This is a genomic window from Clostridium sp. AF32-12BH (assembly GCF_003477935.1).
Lineage (GTDB): Bacteria > Bacillota > Clostridia > Lachnospirales > Lachnospiraceae > Brotaphodocola.
The window spans coordinates 98,861-121,805 of sequence record NZ_QUEH01000002.1 but is presented as its reverse complement, the minus strand read 5'-3'; the positions used below and the strand labels follow the sequence as shown (position 1 = coordinate 121,805).

Below are 22,945 nucleotides of genomic sequence, written 5' to 3'. Positions count from 1 at the left end.
TCTCTCCTTTATATTTTGTCACTTTCCCGTATTCCGACAGGATTCCTTTTCATCCATAATTTCCCTCAGATTCCGGATCAAAAACCTGTTTTCTTCCGGTATTCCCACACAGATCCGGTAATAGCCTGATGTCAGGCCATCAAAATTGCTGCAGTCGCGAAGCAGGATTTTCCGTCTCAGGCAGGCCTGGAACAATTCTCCAGGATCCTTTTCTTTTCTATAAAACAAAATAAAATTACTGTCTGACTCAAATACCGTGAATCCCAGTTTTTGTAACTGGCAAATCAGCCACGTGCGCTCTGTCTCAATCAGCGTTCTTGCCTGCTTTAAATACGCCTGTTCTTTCAGTGCTGCGACTCCTGCTTCCTGGGCCGGAACCGACACACTCCAGGGCTGACGTTCCTGCCGGATCTTTTGAAGCAGCGCACTGGATGATGACACCGCATATCCCAGACGAAGTCCCGCCATGGCATATGTCTTCGTAAATGCCCGTAAAATCACCAGGTTTTCATAGTCACCGACCACTGGCAGCATACAAAAGTTTTCTGGTTGTTCCATCAGTTCACAGAAGCACTCATCCAAAAGAAGCCAGGTTTTCGTCTGGCGGCAGCGGTCAGCAAGCTTCTTTACGATAGAAACAGGCACTGCATGGCCAGTTGGATTATTGGGATTGCAGAAAAACAAAAGATCGGTTTGGGGCGTGATCTGTTTTAAAACTGCTTCGATGTCTGGCTGAAACTGCTGTTCCTGTTTCATGGGAAGTGTTTCGATTTCACAGCCCACCGCAGTCAATGCCTGTCTGTATTCCGAGAACGACGGAGTAAGCAGCAAGGCCTTTTTCGGTGCCAGGATCCGCACCACCTGAAAGATCAGGTCTGCAGCACCGTTGGCGCAAAGAATCCACTCTGCAGGTACATGGTGGTACTCTGCCAATGCATTTCGTAATGCTTCACACTCCGGATCCGGATACCTGCCCCACCCGTCTACCGAATCTCTCAGGAAGTCCTTAACCTTTTCTGGCATCCCAAGCGGATTTAAATTGATGGAAAAATCATGGCTTACCGGATTGCGGTAAACGTCCCCGCCGTGTCCCAATGCTTTGTGTGGCTCCATTACACCAATCCTCCTGTCAGTATCTTAAGCAAAGTGATCAGACCGGTTCCGGCAAGAAGTGCCAGAACCGAGGCCAGATACATCAGACGGTTGGCACGCACAATATCCTCCGGTTCCACCGGGCGGTGCGCATCCCCTATGGTCGGTTTATGGTTCCGCTTTCCAAAATACCAGGCATCCCCTGCCAGCTGGACTCCCAGTGCCCCGGCACAGGCCGATTCCGACTGGGCTGAATTCGGACTTTTATGGTTTCTGCGGTCCCGTCGCCAGATCACAAATGCTTCTTTTCCGTTCATCCCAGGCAGCAGAAAGGCTGCCACTGTAAACAAAAGACCGGTCAGCCTGGAAGGAATCCAGTTCATCAGATCATCTAGCTTTGCTGCCGCACGTCCAAAATACAGATATTTTTCGTTTTTATAGCCCACCATGGAATCCATGGTATTCACAGCCTTATAAAAAAATCCGCCAACCGGACCGGCGAGAAACAAAAAGCATAGTGGCGCGATCACGCCGTCGGAAGCATTTTCCGCAACCGTCTCCACGGCTGCCTTGGTCACGCCCTCCGCAGTCAGGTCCTCGGTATCCCGTCCAACGATCATGGATACCGCATAGCGTGCACGGTCTAAATCTCCTGTTTTCAGTTCTTTGTATACGTTCATACTCTCTGTTTTTAGTGATCTTGCCGCCAGAATCCACCCGTCTAGCAGGCACATCACGGCAAACTGGAAATATGGATGGATCAAACCGGCCAGAAGCAGGATCAGCGCTGTGATTACAACGGTCACACAGGGAACCGTCACGGCAAGCGCCGCACCGGCAAGGAGCAGACTTTTCGGCTGATTCGGCACCTTTTTCCGAAGTTGTTTTTCCATTCGCGAGATCAGCTTTCCAATCCCGCAGACCGGATGCCAGAGCCCGTGAGGGTCTCCCACAATAAAATCGAATAAAAAACCAATACAGACCGCAGCTGCATATTCCATCCAGAGATTTCTGAGTATCATGTTGTTTGTTTCCTTCTCTACAGTTTCATTTTTACAGTTTTTCGATTACTGCTTAGCCCTTATTTGATCCGGACCGCAATGCCGCATTGAACCCGGTATACTTTTTCTGCCCGGGCAGCGAGCAGTTGTCCGGCACGTCCCACCGCCTCCCGGTAGATGCGTTCTTCCCGCTCGATGGGCACGATTCCACATCCCACCTCATCCAGCGTGATTACCTCGGGCGGATTTTCCAGAAGCTTGCGTGTCATGCTGTCTGGGTCTTCGCCCGCCGCCAGGGCTTTTCGGACCTGAAGATGAAAATCCGGCAAAACCTGGATTCGCGGTCCTGTTTTTTCCAGTGCATCTGCTATTTTTCCGCCAGCGTTCTGACTATGATGTTCTTTTTTCTCTTTGCATATCTGCTCTGCAAACGCTTTCTTTCCCTGAAATCTTCCTCCAATGATCAGGATCATGCGATTCTCCCCTCCAGACGGATCGTCTTTGCCTTTCTTTTTCAATCATGTTACCAGATATGACTGCATACAGCCAGTGCCGCTATCATAACCAACTCTGCTGTCTGCAGAAAATAACCGGCCAGATCGCCAGTCGTTCCACCAAATTCCGTTAACGCCATATGATGGTACCAGAAAAAGACCAGTGCCGCCGCAGCCATGATGATCGCAGTTGGGAGCACGCCTGCTGTTGCCAGGAAAAATAAGATTCCGGCAAGAAGCCATCCCGTCAGGACCGCCTTTACAACCGGCGATCCGCTTCCGGTTCCCTTTGCAAAAGTTGCCGCAAGTCCGTCCTTTCGTGCTTTCGGAAAGCACAGGACAGAAAGACCACTTAACGACCTGGTGACCACATAGATTCCGGCAATCGCAGGAAAGGCAGAGTTTCCAAGTTCGGAAAACGCCGCGGCATAAAGCAGCAGATACACACCGCAGCCTGCGATCGCAAATGCGCCTGCATGCGGATCTTTTAAAATTTCCAGCTTCCGCTCCCGGCTTAAAAAGGAGCTTCTTGCATCGGTCACATCTAAAAAACCATCCATGTGGATGCCTCCGGTGATTAGAAGCGGGATTGCGGTTCCAAGCAAAGAAAAGGCCAGTATTCCAAGGCCTGCTGCCCGTGCAGCAAACACATATAAGTTCATGATAAAACCGATCACGGCTCCGATCAGCGGGAAAAAGCAAAAGGCATATTTCATGCCGCGCTCACTCCACTCGATAAATGGCATCGGGATCCGCGAATACATGGAAAACGCGATCACAAAGCTTTCCAGGATGGACGGCAATGTCTTGTTCTTTTCACGCATGCTCCCGCGCTCCTTTCTGCCGGATGGGAATTCCATAGACCACTTCCGTGACCAGGGAAGCCTGCTTTGCCAGCCAGATATTTAAGGTTCCTAAAAGACGGATATAGCGGAGGGTATCCGCATCGTAGCTGCATCCGTCTGAAAAGATCTCATTTGTCACGATCACCAGATCTTTCGTCTGCGCTTCCAAATTCTGGATTCCCGCCTGAATGCGTTCCAGAATCTCCTCATCGGTTCCGCCAATCTCAAACTGCTCATTTGCCAGAAGATTTGACATACACTCCAGCATCAGACTGCCGTTTCCCGGAAGCTTTACCTGGTTCAGGGTGTGAAAGGCTTCGATCGTCTCAAACCCTTTTCCTTCCCGCATGGCGCGGTGCTTTTTGACTCTCGTTTCCCCCTCTGCGCCCCAGGCACGCATGGTTGCAAGATAATATTTATCCGGTCCTTCTGCCTTTACAAGCTGTTCTTCCGCATAGGCCGATTTGCCGCTTGCAGAGGCTCCGGTGATCAGATGCATCATATCGTTTCTTCTCCGTTTAAAAAGTTCAAGATCAGATCCGGGCCCGACAAATAATACAGGTGCGGGAAACCGGCAAGAAGCCGGTCTGTCTGGTACATGCAGTCCCAGCCGCGATTTGACTGCGGCTTATTTGCCCGGAATGCATCCCCCGGCGCTGTACTGTCCCAATAGTGGAACTCATGCCCCCTGATCTGATATGCTCCATTTTGTTCCAGGGAAATGTAGCCAAACCGGCCAAGCTTTCCCGTACGGTAACCATCGCCCGGAAGTAATCCAGCCATAGGATATACCACGCCCTTCTCATCTTCCAGTGATTTTTGCAGATACAAAAATCCACCGCACTCCGCAAGAATGCGGATACCGGTTTTGGAAGCGTTTTGCAGAGCTTCCAGCATAGACGTATTTTCAGAAAGCTGCTTCGCGTACAATTCTGGATAACCGCCGCCCAGTAACATAGCCTGCACGCAAGGTGGAAGCGCGGTATCGTGCAGTGGGGAGAACGGAACGATCTCCCATCCGTGTTCTTTTAAGAAATTCAGGTTCTCCTGGTAGTAGAAACAGAAAGCTTCATCCAGTGCCACCGCGATTCGTTTCATTGGTTTTGGCAGGTTTTTTGTTTCACAACGTTCTTTTTTCCCGCAGGTCTGCATTCTGTCAGAATCTGAAAGATTTTCATTTTTGTAAATAGGCGTTTCGGATTGCTCTGATGCATTCTCAGTTCCAGTCATGGACATTCCGGCTGTTTTTGCGTTTTCCTTCATCCGGTATCCGGCAAGTTCAAAAATTGCTTCCATATCCAGGCATCCGGCAAGCTGGTCGGCAAATGCCGCTAAATGCTTTCGCAGATCTTTTTGTTCTTCCGGCATGGTCAGTCCCAGATGACGGCTCTTGATGTCTACCGTCTCACAAACCGGAACCGCCCCAAGATATTTCACACCCATCTTTTCTATCTCCGGGCGCAGGCGTTCTCCAACCATTTTGTTTGTACGGTTTAAGATCACACCGCAGATATGGCTGTCCCTCCGATAATCCAGAAATCCTTTGATCTGGGCCGCCAGGGAAAGGCTGCTTCCTTTGCCGTCTACTACCAGGATGACCGGGGAGTTTGTGATCTTTGCAACCTCATAGGTACTTGCCGCCAGGGAATTTCCGCCAATGCCGTCATAAAATCCCATGACACCCTCGATTACGGAAAGTTCTGCCTGCGATGCCCTGCTCTCGAATAAGTCCCGCAGTTTGGACTCCGGCAGGAAAAAGCTGTCCAGATTGCAGCTGTCAATCCCAAGCACATACTTATGGAACATCGGATCGATGTAATCCGGACCACATTTAAAGGAGCGGCAGGCAATTCCCATGCGCTGAAACAGCGTCAGCAGCCCAACTGTCATAAGGGTTTTTCCACTTCCGCTTCCGGGTGCTGCAAGGAGAATACGTGGATAACAATTTTGTTTATTCTCCTTATTTTCCGTTTGCTCTGGTCCCATGGTAATGATATAGATCGGGTTCTGGGCCTGCATCATATGGTAAGGGCCACGTTTTTCTGCCCTGGACACCTGCATGCAGATGACCTCCGGCTCCCGTTTGTTCTGTTTCATCCATTCCATGGTCTGCGAAAGACTTTCCAGCGCGATCACATTGATCACAATCTGTACATTCGGATTTTTCTTTGTGACAAAATCCAGAATCTCTCCTAAATTTCCACCGCTTCCACCGATAAACACCCGGTCCGGGAGCTGGTAACCTTCCATAGAATCCGGTGCTTTTCCGGCAACCACGGTCAGATTCCTGAGTCCTGCTTTTTCTGCGTTATTTCGGATCAGTTCACAGCCTTCCTCCTTCTGTTCAAACGCATACACATGTCCATTCGGCACATGCAGCGCCATTTCCACAGAAACAGAACCCGTACCGGCTCCGATATCATAGACAATATGATCCGGCTCAAGCTCCAGCTTGGAGACCGATACGGACCGCACTTCACTCTTTGTCATGGGGATTTTTCCCCGGATAAACCATTCATCTCTCATTCTTCATTCCGCTCCAGAAATACTGCTGTCAAACTGTCTGTTTCCTGATCTGTCAATTTCTCTGCAATACCGCAGATGTTCTGTTCCTCTTCGTATCCCATACGTACGCCTGCAAAAATCCGTGTTTTTCCAAGTTTCGCTGCTGTCAGCGTCTGACAGATGGTTTTTAAGTTCTGGCTGCTGTCCAGCAGCAAAAATACCAATTTATGTTTCTTTACCAGCTCTGCCACGTCGCAGTCCCGCCCATGGGCACTGGCCAGACAGGCATTCTCCCAGGGAATCTGGAACCGCGCAGCCAGCGCGGAAACCGAAGAGATCCCCGGATAAACCTGAACCTGATAAGGACATGTCGTTTCCTGCGGCCAGCGCGTATAAATTTCCCGCATCATGCTGCCGCTGCCGCTGTAAAAGCCGGTGTCACCGGAACAGATGAGTGCCGCACGCGAAACCTGAGGGTGTGCCTCCAGCCAGTCCAGGATTTTATCCGGCTGGTAAAACGCTTCTTGCTGTTTGCCGCAGATCCATTCTTTTACATCCTGAAGCATACGGGAAGCACCAAAGACGACATCGCATTGCATGAGAACTTCCAAAGCTTCCTGGGTCAGCTGTCTACCGCCGCCCATTCCCATACCGATGAGGCTAAGACTGCGTGCACCAGTTTCGGATGTTTTATCCGGCAAAGGGTTTTCTTTCTTTTCCTGTCTTTTGGAAGTCTGATACGCGTTCATCAGCTGCTTCGCCTCATTTAAAGAAATTCCTTCTTCCTGAACCGGTCGCCGGATCACGATCACGGAAACGCCGCACGCTCTGGCTGCTTCCAGTTTTTCTGCAAAACCGCCACGTTTTCCGGCCTCTTTGGTCACCAGCCAGCCTGCATGTACCGTGCGCAGCAAAGCAGTGTTCAGCTCTGTGGAAAAAGGTCCCTGCATTGCGATCACATGAGCTCCGCGGATTCCAAGTTCCTCACACTTTTTTAATACCTGACTGTCCGGAAGCACCCTGGCATAGATCCGTTCCCTGCATGCAGGGTCTAACGCAAATTTTTCCAGTTCCTTGCTGCCCGTTGTCAAAAGCACCGGCCGGTCATCCGACTTGAGATATTCCACAGCCTCTTCTATCGAATCAGCCAGAAACAGGCCTGCAGCGGGGTTATTTTGTTCCAGCTCAGTCTGGGAGGGATCACGCAGAATCCGCTGATACGGGATCTGCAGTGCAGCACATAGGGAAGATACCTGCTCTGTCACAACCCGCGCATAAGGATGCGTTGCATCCAGAACCAGTTTGGGCGCTGTCTCAAGCAAAAATGCACGCATCTCCTCTTCCTTCAAGGCACCGGTATGCACTCGTACAACCGCGCTTTCCTGAAGCAGACTTTCCCCGTAGCCGGAAACCACACTGACCACAACCGGAATCTGATATTCCTGCGCATATTCAGCCAGTTCCCGTCCCTCGGACGTACCGCCAAATATGACAACCGGCGCTTGTTTTTGTTTCTCCATGCTGTTTCTCCTTCCTATCCGCAAAAAGCAGCCTCAGCCACTGCAACGGTCACACCCGGATACACCTGTTTTTTCACCAGCAGTCTGGCATCTTTTCCGGCACAAAGAAGTGCGGAACGCTCGCAAACATTTCCAACTCCCGTCACCTGGCGCACAAAACCAGACTCCGAAAAATCTCCCTGCACGGTTTCCAGTTCACTGCTTGTGTAGGTTATAAAAGGAACTGCGAGTTTTTCAGACAACTGCAATAGCCCGGTTTCTTCTTTTTTTAAGTCAATGCTGGCAATGGCAGCCACTGTGTGAAGATCCAGATTTGCCTGTCTGAGCGTTTCCTGCACGGCAAATTCAATGGCTTCCCCCAGTGTCTGTTTCCGGCAGCCGATCCCAAGAATCAGGGATTTGGGCACAAGACGTAAAAATAGTGGTTCGCACTGCTTCGCATCTTCCATGTCAAAATCGCTGTCATCTGGAACGCCAGACAAGACATCACCCGTAATATCCGCGTTTTTCTTCTGTCTCCCATCCGTTAAAACGTCCGGCTTCACGTGACAGGTTATCCACACATTCCTACGATGCACCGCGTTTTTCTCGTATCCAGTCACATCTGGAAGTTCCAAAGGATATTCGCTGAAATAGCCAACCGTTTCACCACCTAACAGCGCTGCAGCAACCTCTTTTGCCAGGTTCCGGTCCGTGATGGTCAGATGATGTTCTTTCGCCCAGACGTCAATCGCATGCCGCCCTCTCACATCAGACGCTGTCGTCACCACAGGAATTGCCCCCAAAATTCTGGCTGTCTGCTCTGCCAGATGGTTTGCGCCGCCCACATGACCAGACAATAGAGAAATTGCAAAATGGCCTGCCTCATCCACTACCACAACGGCCGGATCGGTCAGCTTATCCTTCAGATAAGGCGCGATCAGTCGGACTGCGATTCCCGCGGCACCGACAAAGATCAGTCCATCCATTTCCGAGAACTGCTTCCTGGTCCAGTCTGAGAGAGAGCCGGTTACCCTGCATAAGCTTTTTGGTTCTTCCATACAAACGCGCTTTCCTGTGTAGCCTGTGCACAAATCACCGTCCGCACAAAACGCTTCGACCAGTTTTGAAACCAGTTCTGCTCCTCTTCCCGTAAATCCGATCAACGCAAGCTTCATACACTATCCTTTCGTTTTTCAAATCGACGACATCTGCTGTCAGAACGATATTGTACAGATTTTTCCATTCAGAAAAGCCCTGTTCCGAAGCAACGGTCTGTTTCTTCGCTGCGTTCACGTTTCCATGTCTCAAATAAACGCTTCCAGTCCGTGGTCGTTCCAAACATCTGGTGCGCAGTTGAGAACGTCACTACTTCCGCGCAGATTTTTCCTTCGCTCCACTGTTCCAGCTGTCGCTTCACGTATTCTGCAGTCAGGTTCAGCAGTTTTTTGGCAATTCCATGTTGTTTCAGCAATTCCAGAGCATCATCGGTGGTATTGCAGGAAAGAATCTGCTGCTTTAATTCCAGATATTCCAATGTTTCCGTAAGCTGTGCCATCTGCTCCATGCGTCCGTCTCCATACTTGGAATGCGTATTCTCCCTGCCTGCCGATACTTTGATCAGTTTTCCGATGTGACCAACGAACAATACATTTTGAAAGCCCTCTTCCTGCGCCATGAGCACGGCAGACTTCACAAAATTGCTGCAAAGCACTGCGTTCCCGACCGGAACATCCAGCGTTTTTTTCAAAAACTCCTCCCCGTAATTGCCCGGCGCCATTAAAAGCACCTTTGCACCGTTTACCGCTTTCATGTGAATTTCCAGACGGATCGTCTCCAAAAGTGCTTCCTCGCTCATGGGCTTGACAATGCCAGTGGTGCCAAGAACCGAAATTCCGCCCTGAATTCCAAGCTTGGGATTAAAGGTCTGGGACGCCAGCCGCTCCCCGTCCGGAATCGAGATCTCAATCAGCAGACATTCCTCATACGCAGTCTGCCGCATCACTTCATCGACCGCTCCCAGGACCATGCTGCGCGGCACCGGATTGATCGCATAATGCCCCACCGGGCAGCTTAGTCCAGGTTTTGTCACTATGCCGATTCCCGGACCGCCATTCAAATAAAGGTCTGGGTATTCCTCCAGGAAATATCCACTTCCCGTTGATTTCAGCGTATCCAGTTTTTTTCGGCTGATTGGCTTCACACTGGCTAATATGAGGGTTTGATTCGTCACATCCGGGTCATCCCCGGAATCTTTTTGTACGCCAAAACAAAATGGTTCGCCCTCTTTTAAAAATGGGATTACCGGAATGCGGCAGTTTCCGCCGCCAGGCAGCGTTAATTCGGAATATGTAATTTTTTCTTCATCTGCCTGCGCAGTCTTCGGACGCGCCACTGGCGCCTCCTCGATATACAATGCACCTATGGGAAACTCGCTTTGTGAGTTCCCCATGGTTGTCGCGGCAGTCGCCAAGGTCTCGTGCAAGCACAGACTTTGGCTCGTTGCCCGCGCAAAAAAAGCGGCCGCCGCCTTCGCCGCAGCCGCCGCACAGGTCCCGGTTGTGTATCCATTCCTCAGTCTTTTCTCTGTCACTTGTTCTCCGTTCAGGCGCATGATTTGCAACAGTAACTTTTTTATGCGCTGTAATCGGTTTTATTATACTTGCTTTTTACAGGTTTGACAAGCATCAGACTTGCGCACATTTACTCTCGTCAAACTCGCGGTTACGTTTCCGATTCCCTCCGCATCTGCTTTTTCCGCTTTGTGATCAGCCCGCCGATCCGGCCGCTTTCCTTTGAAGTCAGGCAGCGCCAGCCTTCTTTCAGTACACGGTCTCCCAGCCCCAGCTCCTCTGCAATTTCAAATTTCAGCTGTTCTTCCGGTGTCATATGTTCCACATCAATCGGTTTTGGTTCTTTTTTCTTAGTCAAAATAAGCACACTCCTTTTTTCAGAAGTGTGCCCTGTTTTGCTATCCTTATTCACATTTGAATATCTTAGTTATTCTACTCCAGATCATCTGGATTTTGCGGTATGATGACTGCAGCGATAATATAAGCCAGAAGTCCCGTTCCAGAGCAGGCAATCAACAAACATACCAGACGAACAATCGTCGGATCAACGCCCAGATATTCTCCTAATCCACCACACACACCGCATATTAGCTTGTTCGTATTGGAACGATATAATTTTTTATTGATGTCCATACTCCGAATCCTCCAGATGTTCTTCCAATTCCTGCGCATACTCATAGGACTGACGCGCATAGCTCTTCGCATTCCGAGCTCCGCCATTCATCAGTCCCGCTGTTACGATTCCGGTCCCCAAAAGGCAGCATATGACTCCAATCAGTAAAAACCACTTAACGCATCTTTGCATAAATCTTTTTCCCTCCTCGAAGTAATCCCGAAAGGATCTTCACAATTGTGCGGATACACCATGGAACAAATTTTCCATATGTCACTATGGAAAATGCCACTCCGATCAGTGCGCAGCCAAACACCAAAACAGCAGACCCAATAACGGTTACACCTCCCCAGAAATCGGAAACCAGGATTCCAACGCCCACAACCGTAAGAATCACGGTGCCAAACCCGGCTGCGACAGTTAAAAAGCCAATTCCAAGAACCGCTGCAGCTACCAGGGCAATCAGTGTCGCAGCCGCCGCCACGACTCCGCTTCCCACGCCAAGAAGCCACGGTAGCAGGATCAGGGCTAAAATACCGAACAAAATCAGTTTTATGACCGGTGTCTGGTTCTTATTTTTTTCTGAACGCGCATTGTTCGATTTTCTATTTGTCCGGTGTCCATCAGATTCTTCAAACACATCCTCATCAAATCCGGTTGTCCGGCGTCTGTCCGCGAATCCTTCATACTCATCCCCGTCAGATCTGTCTTCTGCTTCTTCATAGACATCCGGCAGTTCTTTTCGCTTTACTACCTGATAACCCGGATCCCGGAAACGCTCATCCTCAAATCCTGTTTCTGTAAAGGAACCGCCATCTTCCAGATGGACGTTCAGATTACTCCGGATGATGGATGCGATCCGCTCTGGGCTTCCAAATTCACTTAGCACATCTGCTTCCCGGTCTTTTCCTGCCTCATCCAGATAATCCTGATAATATGCAATCGCCTCTTCCCGCTCCTCTTCCGGAATATCGGAAAGCAGATATTCCAGTCGTTCCATAAACTCTGCTTTATTCATGATTTCTTCTCCTCCAGTATTCCGGAAATTTTCTGCGCGTAAACATTCCATTCTCCGCGGTAAAGATTCAGCTGCAATCTCCCGCTTTCCGTAATCCGGTAATACCTGCGGTTTCTCCCGTCGATGGCCTTGTCGTAAGTCTCCAGACATTCATCTTTTAAGAGCCGTCTGAGTACCGGATATAACGTAGATTCTGAAATATCGAGTACTTCCCGTACTTCCTGGGTTATACGGTACCCATAGGTCCCGTTCACATCCCTGGAAACAACCGATAAGACGATTGCATCCAGCAACGCGGATCCTGTATTAAAAACCATCGTACTCCACCTTTCTGTCGTCTCATTAATTTAAAATTCATAATATTATATCATATATAATATTGTTTGTGAGAATAATATACATCATATAATAGTACATGTCAATAGTATAAAAGAAACTTGTCATAAAAATGAATACAGACAGTAACAAATACAACTTCGAAAGAAGGACAGCCTCGACATATTCTGCCAAAGCTGTCCTTCTTTCATTCATTTTTAATTTTTTTCCTATAGCCCAACAAGAACTTCCTGTTTTATTTCTTCTTTCTCATCGGAATATGAACCTCCGGAATTGCTACTTCATCGTAAGTAATGGACTCATGGTCTTCTGACACATGTTCCTCGTGATGCTCTTTCTTCCGCTTTCCAATGTGGATTTCCGGGAATGCCAGATCCTCACTGGAAATTTCATACTCATGCTCGTGTCTTTTATCCTTCTCTTTGTTCCAAAACATATAGTTTTCCTCCGCATTCTGTTATAGCCAGAATCATCCCCCCGCCTGGCCTGCTCTTATAAAAAGTTAATAAAGAATGTAATTGAAAGGGTATTTAAAAAGTCTGCAAACAGGCTTCCAACTAACGGAATCAAAAGGTATGCCTTTACGGAAGGCTCATACTTTTCGCAGACAACCTGCATATTCGCCATGGCATTCGGTGTAGCGCCCATACCAAATCCACATACACCGGAACTGATCACCGCCGCATCGTAGTCGCGTCCCATCACGTTGAACACGACAAAACGCGCATATACAAACATCAAAACAACCTGACCAAGCAAAAGGATGAGAAGCGGAAGTGCCAGATCTGCCAGCTGCCATAGTTTTAAAGTAATCATGGCAATTCCTAAAAACAGGGACAGACAGATACCTCCGATGTCATTGATCTCACCCATATGGGTTGTGTACTTTCCGCTGTATTCTCCGATATTGCGGATAATCGCCGCCGCGATCATGGCACCGATATAGATCGGAAAGGTAAGTCCTGTCAGAGACAAAAGGTCTGACACAAGCGTCCCAAGTCCTATGGCGATGATCAGCTGGAATACCGCGGACGGATACATCGTGGTATGACGTTCATGTTTCTTTTCCTCTTCGATCAGAAGGTTTTCTTCCTCGATCAGAAGGCTGTCATCTTCCGGAACAATGGTTTTCAAAAGATCATACTTTTCGATCAGTCGTTTTCCGATCGGACCGCCCATGACACTGCCAGCAATCAGTCCAAAAGTCGCTGCCGCTGTGCAGACCGTGGTAGCACCTTCGCTTCCCATGCTTTCCAAAACAGGTCCAAAGGCACCTGCTGTTCCATGTCCACCTACCATCGGAATGGATCCGGTGCAAAGTCCAACCAGCGTCGGAATGCGTAAAAGCTTTGCCAGGCCGGTTGCCAGGAAGTTCTGGGACAAAATCAGTGCAACGACCAGCGCCAGAAATACGATCAGAGCTTTTCCACCGCTTCTTAACACCTTTAAATTCGCCTGAAATCCAACTGACGTAAAGAAAAATACCATGCATACTTCTTTGAGCGTATCATCGAAAGAAAATTCTGCAATTCCAAGAACGTAACAAATACAGGTAAGCACTGCAAATATTACGCCGCCGATGACCGGGGCCGGAATACAGAACCGCTCCAGGATCGCACACCGTCTCCGCAAAAATTTTCCCAGCATCAATGCGACCACAGCGGTCGCAATCGTCTGGTACATATCAAGTTCAATGATCATAAAACTAGTTTTCCTCCTGTTCCAAATCTGCGAAGAACATCTCATAAAAGTCGTCTTCGCCCTTTAACAGGGGCGAATTCTCACCACCGCCATTCGTACTGCGTTTGATCTCTGCATAAAAAGATTCTCCGGCACAGGCCAAATCCATTTCATAAATCTGGAATCCAAGTTCCCTGCATAATCTACAAAAGGCAGAAAGCGGATCCGCTTCTAACCGGGTTTTCAAAATTTTTTCTTTTAATTCGACATCTTGCCCGGCAAGTTTCTTGATCTCATCCAATATTTCTGCTATATTCATAATCCAGCTTTTTCCTCCGGGTTTTCTGTGCATACATGCTCAGCTGTTTTTTATTTCATATTCAGCCGTAAGATTCAGCTTTCTGAATCTAACATCACAAAAAATTGTTCGTAATGTTACACAAATTTCAAAATATCATCCGGCGTCTTACGCTTTGGCTTTTCCGGATTCAATGCGCGGTAACCGACCGCTATGACAGATACCACCTGCTCATTTTCCGGAATCTGCAGCATTTCCCAGATTTTCTCTCCATCCCGGATACCCATGATCAAAGTATCCAGACCGAGTTCCCTTGCTTTTAAGATAAGGTTTTCGTTCTGGAGTCCCAGGTCATAATAGCCCCAGCCATTTCCACACTCATTTATGGCTGCGCCGGTCTCTTTATCGAAGCCGACCCGGTCCTTTACGAACGTGGTCACAATATAAGATGCACCACTGGAATTATTCTGATTAAACTGTGGCAGACAGCTTTCCGAAAATTTTTTGCACTGCAGTTCATCTAAAATACAGTAATATCTGGATGTCTGACTGTTTTTCCAGGACGGTGCCTGAATAGCAGCCTGGACCATGGCTGTGATTTGCTCCTTTGTGGCACGTCTGCTGCTGTCATACTTACGTATGCTTCTCCGTTCTTCCATTAGTTTTTCAAATTCCATCGTCATATCCTCCTTCTCATTATTCTGTTCGTATTGAATCTTATAGCGTCCCGTTTAAGATCACGCACCAAAGCGGCAGCATCAGCATTGACAGTAGTGTCGTCACAACAACACACTGCGTTGCAAACGCTTCATCTCCATGATATTTGGCTGCAAGAATTGCCGTAGAAGTTCCTGCCGGCATTGCAGCTAAGACCACCGAAATTCCGGCTGCGATCCCGTGAATGTGGAAAAGATAACACCCAGCTGCAACAACAGCCGGAATCAATATCAGACGCACTCCCGAAAAGAGTATTGTCATGCGGGTGAACAAGTGATGGGCTCCGGCATCTGCAAGAATCATGCCAATAACCAGCATGGAAATTGCTGTCGTACAATTGCCTAAACTTTGTATGGAATGCTGGATAAATTCAGGAAAGCGGAATCCGCTCAGCATCATAACAATGCAAACATCATAAGCTGTAAATTCAGCAATCCCTGCAATTCCATACTGTTTTCTCCGTTTTCCTGTAGATTTGATGTGCGCTTCAAAAAAGGAGACCTGCTGTTACAGGTCTCCTGAATGTTTAAAAAGTATACCGAGATTACTCAGCGTCTGCCTCATTCTCCTCAGCCGGAGCCTGCAGAGCTTTCATGCTTAAGCTGATCTTTCTGTCTTCGCCATTGAAATCAACAACCTTAGCCTCGATCTCCTGACCGATGGTCAGAGCGTCAGCCGGTTTGTCAACGTGATCTCTGGAAATCTGAGATACGTGAAGCAGAGCGTCTACGCCTGGCTCTAACTCAACGAATGCACCGAAGTCGGTCATACGTGCAACACGACCGGTTACTACGTTGCCTACAGCGTACTTCTCAGCTGCGTTTGCCCACGGATTCTGCTCCGGGAACTTTAAGCTTAAAGCAATCTTCTCGCCATTGATATCTTTGATGAGAGCCTTTACGTGGTCACCAGTCTTGAATACCTTCTTCGGATTCTCAACACGGCCCCAGGACATCTCGGAAATATGAAGCAGACCGTCAGCGCCGCCCAGGTCTACGAATGCACCGAAATCGGTAACATTCTTTACAGTACCCTCTACGGTATCGCCAGCGTGGATGCGCTCGAAGAGTTCTTTCTGCATTTCAGCCTTCTTTGCAACCATAAGCTGCTTTCTGTCGCCGATGACTCTTCTTCTCTTCGGGTTGAACTCGGTGATCACGAAATCGATATCCTGACCTGCATACTTGCTTAAATCTTTCTCGTAAGTGTCAGATACCAGGCTAGCCGGAATGAAGACTCTTGCCTCGTCAACTACAACGCTTAAGCCGCCGTCCAGTACCTGTGCAACCTTTGCGGTAAGAACCTCGTGATTCTCGAAAGCTTCTTCCAGTCTCTTGTTGCCCTTGTCTGCAGCCAGTCTCTTGTAGGACAGTGCAACCTGACCTTCGCCATCGTTTACCTTTACAACTTTTGCTTCCATCTCGTCGCCAACCTGAACCTCGGTTCTGAGATCTACGTTTGCTTCGTTGGTGTACTCACTTCTCGGGATGATACCATCGGATTTGTATCCAATGTTCAGGACGATCTCGTCCTCTTTCACATCGATGACTTTACCAGTGACGATCTCTCCCGTACGTATTGTTTTTAATGATTCCTCCAACATTTGTTCAAAACTTAATTCTGACATTAGTATGAACCTCCTCAATAATTTGATTCGGGGTGGATGCCCCCGCTGTAATACCTACGCTGCGCACAGAATTCACACATTCAGGGTTGAAATCGCCGAGTGACTGGATAAAGTAAGTATTCTTACATTCCTTTTGGCATATCTCGTAGAGTTTCTGTGTGTTGGAGCTGTGTTTGCCGCCTATGACAATCATAGCGTCCACTTCAGAAGCAATACGTCTAGCTTCCACTTGTCTCTCCTGTGTTGCATTGCAAATCGTATTTAAAACAAGTATATCATAACCCTTTTTCTCAAATTTTTCAACTAAATCTTGAAATTTCTTGTAATTAAATGTCGTTTGGGATACGATACACAGTTTTTCTTCTTTTGAGACAGATAAATGCTCGATCTGGTCTGCATTTTCCACCACCCGTGTCGTATCATTTCCCCACCCGCGGATGCCCTGGACTTCTGGATGATCCGGGTTTCCGATAATGATCACGCGGCGCCCTTCTGCCGTCTGCTGTTCCACGATCCGGTGAATCTTTTTTACAAACGGGCAGGTGGCATCCACAACCGTGATATGGTGTGCATTTAACAGGTCATAGATTTCTTTTCCGACACCATGGGAACGGATTACAACGATTCCGTCCGTAAGTGTAGCCAGCTCCTCTTTGGTGTTTAAGACCTTTACCCCTTTCTCTTCCAGATCCTTCACCACAAACTCATTATGAATGATCGGACCATAGGTATATACTGGTTTTTCTGCTTTCTCAATCTGCTCATAAACCTGATCCACCGCACGCCTGACACCAAAACAGAATCCGGCTGTTTTTGCTACAATGACTTCCATGAAACGTCCTCCTCAAGGCCGTGGGCTTTCGCAGTGTCAATGATAGCCTGTACCACCTCGTCAATCGTCATTTCCGAACTGTCAAGGAGTACCGCGTCATCTGCCTGCTTTAATGGTGCGATCTCGCGGGTCATATCGCGATGGTCTCTCTCTATGATATCTTGCTCAATTTCTTCCAGATTACACATGGTTCCTTTTTCCGTTAATTCTTTGTAACGGCGCAGGGCGCGGACACGGCTGCTTGCAGTTAAATAAATCTTCGCTTCTGCATCCGGCAGAATGCAGGTACCGATATCGCGTCCGTCCATGATCACATTCTGGCTTGCAGCCAGACTTCTCTGCAGTTCCAGAAGATGGGCACGTACTGCCGGGTATACACTCGTGGCAGACGCAGTATTGCCGACTTCCTCGGTGCGGATTTTTCCGGATACATCTTCTCCGTTTAAGATGACCTGCTGGGAGCCATCCTGGTAACGGATGGTAATATCTGCGTTTTTAACTGCCTCACTGACCTTTGCTTCATCTGCGGTGTCGATGCCGCTTCGCAGCAGATAGAGCGCAATTGCACGATACATGGCACCGGTATCGACATAGATAAAGTTCAGTTTTTTCGCTACCATTTTCGCAATGGTGCTCTTTCCGGCCCCTGCCGGACCGTCAATTGCAATGTTGAATGCATGTTTTTCCATAATTTTTATCGTCTCCTTGCATGAAGCAGTTTTTCTTTTTACATTTCAATGCTGTTTTTTCTTTTCGATCTGCACTTCTATCCGTTTTTTCCGGTCACACGCTCCTACTGTGGGATGGAAATCCCGGCCAGATAACCGGTAGACCAGGCAATCTGGAGATTGAAGCCGCCTGTCACGGCATCCAGATCCAGTACTTCCCCTGCAAAATACAGCCCTGCCATCTTTTTTGACTCCATGGTAGACGGATTGATTTCCCGCACGGATACGCCGCCCTGTGTGATGATCGCTTCTTTGTAATCCCGCAGTCCAACCAGCGTAATGCAGAAATCCTTGATCGCACAGACAAGGCTATGCCGTTCCTCCCGTGTGATCTCATTGACCTTTTTCTCCGGAGAAATTCCGCTCCGCTCGATGATGACCGGGATCAGCTTCGCCGGGAGCAGATGGTTTAAGGAATTCTTATACTGTTTATTTTTTGCCTCTTCAAAGTCGCGCAGGATGCGGGCATCCAGCTGCTCCTGTGAAAGAGCCGGTTTTAAATCGATGGAGAGGACCAGTTCTCCCTTCTTTAGTGCAGCTGCCACATAACTGCTGGCAGAAAGAAGCACCGGTCCGCTGACACCAAAATGGGTAAACAGCATTTCACCAAACTCTTCAAACAGTACTTTTTTCCCATTCCGGATCTCTGCATGAATATTGCGCAGGGACAAGCCCTGCAGTTCCTTGCAGACCGGTTCCTTTGCCTCAAACGGCACCAGAGCAGGCGAAAGGTCCGTGATGGTGTGTCCAAGCTCCTTTGCAAACCGGTAACCATCTCCGGTAGAACCGGTAGACGGGTAAGACAGACCGCCGGTGGTAACGATAACGGCATCTGCCAAAACCGTCCGGTTTCCACGCTTTAAATGGACTCCGGTCACGTGACCATTCTCATGGAGAACCTCGGACACCTCTTCATGAAGTTCTACCATGACTCCAAGGTCCCTGAGACAAACCGTCAGCGCATGGATCACATCCGATGATTTGTCAGAAACCGGGAACACGCGGTTTCCGCGTTCTGTCTTTACCGGACAGCCATACCGTTCCAAAAGCTCCATAATATCGGTATTTGTAAACGTATAAAAACTGCTGTAAAGGAACTTGGCATTATGGACCACATTCTGAAACAATTCTTCCGTGTCGCAGGCATTGGTAATGTTGCAGCGCCCCTTTCCGGTAATATAGACTTTCTTGCCAAGTTTTTCATTTTTTTCATAAATGCAGACCTTATGCCCTGCGCCTGCCGCGGCTATCGCTGCCATCATTCCAGCAGCACCGCCGCCGATGATGATTACCTGACTCATAACTTATTCCTCCATCTGCAGGCCAAGATAGTTTCTCACGGCACTGCGGTATGTATTCAGTTCTTCAAACTGGTTAAAGTAGCGGACACATTCCTGAAATGCTCCGGGACTGTCCGAAGTATCGTCTGCCAGCACGTACAAAGCAAACGCATCCTCAAATTCCGGCAGAGAAACGGATACGGTCTGATTCATGCCCTGTGCGGACTCTGCCTGCAGTGCAGACTTTGGGGACACCAGGGATGCGTCCTCGGATTGCTGCATTGCCTGCTTCTCGCCCAGTAATTCCCCGTATCCGTTTGCGTAAAGTTCCGGATCCGTTTCTTTTAAAAGGATCCCGTAGGTGCGCATCAGACTTTTCAGGGAAGTACTGCGGTCTGCAAGTTCTCCATCCTGCTGCGGATAGTTTTCCGGGTCAATGGTCACCTGCCAGCTGGTATCTGCATAAAGTCTGTCCTGTTCCCCTTGGGAATCATTTCTAGATGTTTTCTGACCAGAATGCGTCTTTCCTGCTTTCGTGGAAACGTCAGCAGTCTGTTTGAGCCTTTCTGTAAGAACATGGTCGCCCCCGGCTCCATCCGTTTCATAGAGGAGTTCTGCTTTTGGCAGAAGTCTTCCCAGTATTGCATCCTGAGAAGGTGCGGGCAATGCCTCTTCTGATTCTGGCTGAAAAATCACGCTGCAAAGCTGTGTCAGATAGCCATATTCCGCCTCAAAATTCTCCGTTTTTTCTTCTGCATTTCCCGCGGCATCATAACGTGCGAGTATGGTTTTCTCTGGCGTGTAGCTGCGGATCTCCACTTCAAAAGATTCCTTCCCCGGAATCAGTTCGATCTGCTCTCCAGCCACCGGATCACGCCAGATGCAGTCCAGCCCATACGGACCGGAAATCTTCTTTTCCGGTTCTCCATAAACACTGGTGATCTGTGACTGTATCTGCATGCTGCTTTGTTCCTGATTTTCCGGGAGAAGACTCACCAGATCAAGCTGTTCATCGGTAAAATAATAGTCTGTAATGAGGGGTTCTTCCACCTCAAACCATTTTGCATGGAACCGATACCGTTCAATCGGATGGTTCTTTGAATCCCGGTTTACGACAGCAAGCTTTCCCGGAATTCCCAAAAGCGCCTGCAGCCTTCCCGGAGTGCTTCCAAAAGGAATTCTCCTGCGTGGTTCCTGTTGATAGACAAAGGTATTCCAGTTATTTTCGTAGTGTGCTTTTGCCCGCATGGACGGGGTATCCGGATTCATAATTTTCGATACCGTATGGCAAATGGTGTCAACCAGCTCGGAAAGACACTCCGCATCCACTGTATCTACCGTATCCAGAGGTGTTCCAAAATCAAAGCTGTCCTCTTTTTGTCCGATCTGCACGGCAGGGATAAAGCAGGACGCGAAAATTCCATTTTCTAAACCGGCTTTTTGGATATTGTGAAAACGTATTCCGGTAATCTCTGATGAAGAATCACTCAGCAAATCCCCAAGCATAGTGCCCTTTCCGTCCTGGGTTGCAAGTACGGTTTCTTCCGTATCAAGAGCCCCGCAAGGTCCGATGGTAATGGCACCGATCAGTCGTTCTTTTTCCCGTTTGCTCAGACTTCTTGTATAAATCCTGGCACCAAGCGCATCGTTTTCATGAGCCGATAAACTGACAAAGCGCACTTCCGTATCGGTTGGAAGACCGGAAAGAATGCGGGCCGTTTCCAGAAATACAGAAACACCAGATGCATTGTTTCCTGCACCCGGGCTGCCCGGAGCAGAATCATGCCAGGTGCAGATCAATAAAATGTCTGCATCGGGGTCTTCGGCTGGACGAGTCGCAATCACATTCGTTCCAAGAATTTCTTCGTGTTCGGTCTTTTCGCGGAAACGCTGTCTGTTTACCTGATATCCATAATCTTTCAAAAGTCTCTGGATATAGCGGGCAGCGGTGTCTTCCTCACGGCTGCCTGCCATTCGGGGGGAAGTCGAAAGAATTCCAAGGGATTCCTGAAGATAAAAAGAATTGACTTCTTCCACGACTGGTATCTCTTCCGGCACTTCCTGTATGGTTCCCCCCTGCCGTTTTGGCAGTACTTTTGTGGATGGACCTGCACAGCCGGATAAGAATGCAACCGCAGCCAGGACGAAGGCTTTCTTTGCATAGGATGCCGAATGTGCACCAAAAGCGTGTCTGCTGATATGTCTGCAGTTTCTTCTGTTCATGAGATGGTTTCCTTTCGCCGTTTTCTAATCGAAATCCAGTATAGCACATTTTATCCGGCAACGAAAGAGGGAACCTCACAACGGCAACAGCCGATGCAGGATTCCCTCTTTTCACAAAACAGGAAACAGTAAAAACCAGATCCTGTTATTTAAATTGCTGCGGTGATAAAGATATCGTAAATTGCCTTGATGGCAGTCTCGAAATCGGAATTTTTTACCCCAATGATGATGTTGAGTTCACTGGAGCCCTGGTCGATCATCTTGACATTGATGCGGGCATGTGCCAGTGCGGAGAAGATTCTTCCGACTGTGCCGCGGGTGCCCTTCATGCCTCTTCCAACTACAGCGATAAGAGCCAGGTCAGACTCCAGATCGACCACATCCGGCTCAACTGCGCGGTGGATGCCGGCGATCACAGACTGCTCATACTCTTCAAATTCGTCCTGGTGTACCATAATGGTCATGGTGTCGATCCCTGACGGCATATGCTCAAAGGAGATGCCGTACTTCTCGAATACACCAAGAACTTTCCTCCCAAACCCTACTTCGGCATTCATCATGGCTTTTTCGATGTTGATCGCGCAAAAGCCCTTTCTTCCTGCGATACCGGTGATGGTATAGCGCGGCTTTCTGCAGGTGCTCTCTACGATGAGAGTGCCCTTGTCCTCCGGACGGTTGGTGTTGCGGATATTGATCGGGATTCCTTCTTTTCTTACCGGGAAGATCGCGTCCTCATGGAGTACGCCTGCGCCCATGTAAGCCAGCTCACGAAGCTCTTTATAGGTAATGGTCTCGATGACCTCCGGATTCTCCACGATACGAGGATCTGTTACAAGGAAACCGGATACATCGGTCCAGTTCTCATATAAGTCTGCGTGGATGGCACGTGCAACGATGGAACCGGTCACATCGGAACCGCCGCGGGAGAAGGTTTTGATGCTTCCGTCATGCTTAGAACCGTAAAAGCCCGGGATAACCGCTCTCTCTACATGCTCCAGACGCTCGGAAAGCTCCTGGTTGGTCAGCTCTGCCTCAAAGTTTCCATGCTCATCAAAGAAAATGACTTCTGCAGCGTCGATGAACTCGTAGCCTAAGTAATTTGCCATAACGATACCGTTTAAGTACTCACCGCGGGATGCAGCATAATCCTTGCCGATGCCCTTTACAAAGTTTTCCTCGATGGTAGCAAATTCATGGTCCAGATTTAAGTTTAACTCCAGACCGTCAATGATCTCCTGGTAGCGAGCCTTGATCGCATCCAGGATCTTTTTATAAGATGCTCCGGTGGATGCTGCCGCGTAGCACTCGTACAGCATATCCGTAACCTTGGTATCCTTGCTGTTTCTCTTACCCGGTGCGGACGGGATCACAAATCTTCTTGTCTTGTCTGCACGGATGATATCTCCGACTTTCTTAAACTGGCGGGCACTCGCCAGAGAACTGCCGCCAAATTTCACAACCTTCTTCATATCGTCTGTCTCTCCTCATATTGCTCCCGGATCCTTCCAGGGCAGTTACTCCAAACTATACTTGAAATCGTAGTTTCTGTCAATACCTGACGAAAAAGGAGCTGCCGCAACTCAT

At 48.6% G+C, this 22,945-nt stretch carries 25 protein-coding genes; all 25 read right to left on the bottom strand.

From position 1 onward, the window contains the following. Positions 1-18: 18 nt before the first annotated feature. Positions 19-1,113: a threonine-phosphate decarboxylase CobD gene (gene cobD, locus DWZ40_RS02055; RefSeq protein ID WP_118540485.1), complete on the bottom strand. Its 1,095-nt coding sequence runs from the start codon at positions 1,111-1,113 to the stop codon at positions 19-21. Then, the gene (gene cbiB, locus DWZ40_RS02050) at positions 1,113-2,114 is read right to left on the bottom strand and encodes an adenosylcobinamide-phosphate synthase CbiB (protein ID WP_243035163.1); all 1,002 of its coding nucleotides are present in this window, start codon (positions 2,112-2,114) and stop codon (positions 1,113-1,115) included. The genes cobD and cbiB overlap by 1 nt, the downstream gene beginning before the upstream one ends. 59 nt (positions 2,115-2,173) lie before the next feature. After that, a complete protein-coding gene (locus DWZ40_RS02045) occupies positions 2,174-2,566 on the bottom strand; it encodes a bifunctional adenosylcobinamide kinase/adenosylcobinamide-phosphate guanylyltransferase (RefSeq protein WP_118540484.1) in 393 nt (130 codons plus the stop codon). Between the two features lie 50 nt (positions 2,567-2,616). After that, on the bottom strand, positions 2,617-3,411 hold the full coding sequence (locus DWZ40_RS02040; RefSeq protein ID WP_118540483.1) for an adenosylcobinamide-GDP ribazoletransferase: 795 nt from the start codon (positions 3,409-3,411) through the stop codon (positions 2,617-2,619). After that, positions 3,404-3,934: a bifunctional adenosylcobinamide kinase/adenosylcobinamide-phosphate guanylyltransferase gene (locus tag DWZ40_RS02035; RefSeq protein ID WP_243035161.1), complete on the bottom strand. Its 531-nt coding sequence runs from the start codon at positions 3,932-3,934 to the stop codon at positions 3,404-3,406. Before DWZ40_RS02035 ends, DWZ40_RS02040 begins: the two co-directional genes overlap by 8 nt. Then, entirely contained in the window at positions 3,931-5,958 is a 2,028-nt protein-coding gene (locus tag DWZ40_RS02030) for a cobyrinate a,c-diamide synthase (RefSeq protein ID WP_243035159.1), read from the bottom strand. The genes DWZ40_RS02035 and DWZ40_RS02030 overlap by 4 nt, the downstream gene beginning before the upstream one ends. Then, entirely contained in the window at positions 5,955-7,457 is a 1,503-nt protein-coding gene (cobK, locus tag DWZ40_RS02025; protein WP_118540482.1) for a precorrin-6A reductase, read from the bottom strand. Before cobK ends, DWZ40_RS02030 begins: the two co-directional genes overlap by 4 nt. Positions 7,458-7,471: 14 nt before the next feature. After that, positions 7,472-8,614, bottom strand: a complete 1,143-nt coding sequence (locus tag DWZ40_RS02020) for a cobalt-precorrin 5A hydrolase (protein ID WP_118540481.1) — start codon at positions 8,612-8,614, stop codon at positions 7,472-7,474. Positions 8,615-8,682: 68 nt separating this feature from the next. Further along, the gene (gene cbiD, locus DWZ40_RS02015; protein WP_347560024.1) at positions 8,683-9,831 is read right to left on the bottom strand and encodes a cobalt-precorrin-5B (C(1))-methyltransferase CbiD; all 1,149 of its coding nucleotides are present in this window, start codon (positions 9,829-9,831) and stop codon (positions 8,683-8,685) included. A 329-nt stretch (positions 9,832-10,160) separates the two neighbouring features. Next, positions 10,161-10,367 (bottom strand): small, acid-soluble spore protein, alpha/beta type, encoded by a 207-nt coding sequence (locus tag DWZ40_RS02010; RefSeq protein WP_118540479.1) that lies wholly within the window; start codon positions 10,365-10,367, stop codon positions 10,161-10,163. Positions 10,368-10,441: 74 nt separating this feature from the next. After that, on the bottom strand, positions 10,442-10,642 hold the full coding sequence (locus DWZ40_RS02005; RefSeq protein ID WP_118540478.1) for a PspC domain-containing protein: 201 nt from the start codon (positions 10,640-10,642) through the stop codon (positions 10,442-10,444). Then, positions 10,629-10,814, bottom strand: a complete 186-nt coding sequence (locus DWZ40_RS02000) for a hypothetical protein (RefSeq protein WP_118540477.1) — start codon at positions 10,812-10,814, stop codon at positions 10,629-10,631. Before DWZ40_RS02000 ends, DWZ40_RS02005 begins: the two co-directional genes overlap by 14 nt. Continuing rightward, positions 10,798-11,640, bottom strand: a complete 843-nt coding sequence (locus DWZ40_RS01995; RefSeq protein ID WP_182430449.1) for a DUF1700 domain-containing protein — start codon at positions 11,638-11,640, stop codon at positions 10,798-10,800. The genes DWZ40_RS02000 and DWZ40_RS01995 overlap by 17 nt, the downstream gene beginning before the upstream one ends. After that, the gene (locus DWZ40_RS01990; protein ID WP_118540475.1) at positions 11,637-11,957 is read right to left on the bottom strand and encodes a PadR family transcriptional regulator; all 321 of its coding nucleotides are present in this window, start codon (positions 11,955-11,957) and stop codon (positions 11,637-11,639) included. Before DWZ40_RS01990 ends, DWZ40_RS01995 begins: the two co-directional genes overlap by 4 nt. A 254-nt stretch (positions 11,958-12,211) precedes the next feature. Next, the gene (locus DWZ40_RS01985) at positions 12,212-12,412 is read right to left on the bottom strand and encodes a hypothetical protein (RefSeq protein ID WP_118540474.1); all 201 of its coding nucleotides are present in this window, start codon (positions 12,410-12,412) and stop codon (positions 12,212-12,214) included. Positions 12,413-12,468: 56 nt separating this feature from the next. Further along, positions 12,469-13,677 (bottom strand): sodium/glutamate symporter, encoded by a 1,209-nt coding sequence (gltS, locus tag DWZ40_RS01980; RefSeq protein ID WP_118540473.1) that lies wholly within the window; start codon positions 13,675-13,677, stop codon positions 12,469-12,471. A gap of 4 nt (positions 13,678-13,681) precedes the next feature. Continuing rightward, on the bottom strand, positions 13,682-13,975 hold the full coding sequence (locus tag DWZ40_RS01975) for a hypothetical protein (RefSeq protein WP_182431591.1): 294 nt from the start codon (positions 13,973-13,975) through the stop codon (positions 13,682-13,684). Positions 13,976-14,091: 116 nt separating this feature from the next. Beyond that, complete coding sequence (locus tag DWZ40_RS01970) at positions 14,092-14,631, bottom strand: nitroreductase family protein (protein ID WP_118540472.1); 540 nt, start codon at positions 14,629-14,631, stop codon at positions 14,092-14,094. Between the two features lie 40 nt (positions 14,632-14,671). After that, the gene (locus DWZ40_RS01965; protein ID WP_118540471.1) at positions 14,672-15,070 is read right to left on the bottom strand and encodes an AEC family transporter; all 399 of its coding nucleotides are present in this window, start codon (positions 15,068-15,070) and stop codon (positions 14,672-14,674) included. Positions 15,071-15,215: 145 nt separating this feature from the next. Then, positions 15,216-16,298 (bottom strand): 30S ribosomal protein S1, encoded by a 1,083-nt coding sequence (rpsA, locus tag DWZ40_RS01960; RefSeq protein WP_118540470.1) that lies wholly within the window; start codon positions 16,296-16,298, stop codon positions 15,216-15,218. Next, positions 16,279-17,130 carry a 4-hydroxy-3-methylbut-2-enyl diphosphate reductase gene (ispH, locus tag DWZ40_RS01955; protein ID WP_118540469.1) on the bottom strand — a complete coding sequence of 284 codons (852 nt, stop codon included), beginning with the start codon at positions 17,128-17,130 and terminating at the stop codon, positions 16,279-16,281. Before ispH ends, rpsA begins: the two co-directional genes overlap by 20 nt. Continuing rightward, complete coding sequence (gene cmk / locus DWZ40_RS01950; protein WP_118540468.1) at positions 17,115-17,819, bottom strand: (d)CMP kinase; 705 nt, start codon at positions 17,817-17,819, stop codon at positions 17,115-17,117. Before cmk ends, ispH begins: the two co-directional genes overlap by 16 nt. Before the next feature lie 104 nt (positions 17,820-17,923). Further along, entirely contained in the window at positions 17,924-19,159 is a 1,236-nt protein-coding gene (locus DWZ40_RS01945) for an NAD(P)/FAD-dependent oxidoreductase (protein WP_118540467.1), read from the bottom strand. Positions 19,160-19,162: 3 nt separating this feature from the next. Then, positions 19,163-21,361 (bottom strand): M28 family peptidase, encoded by a 2,199-nt coding sequence (locus DWZ40_RS01940; RefSeq protein WP_118540466.1) that lies wholly within the window; start codon positions 21,359-21,361, stop codon positions 19,163-19,165. A gap of 149 nt (positions 21,362-21,510) precedes the next feature. Next, positions 21,511-22,830: an aspartate kinase gene (locus DWZ40_RS01935; RefSeq protein WP_118540465.1), complete on the bottom strand. Its 1,320-nt coding sequence runs from the start codon at positions 22,828-22,830 to the stop codon at positions 21,511-21,513. Positions 22,831-22,945: the final 115 nt, after the last annotated feature.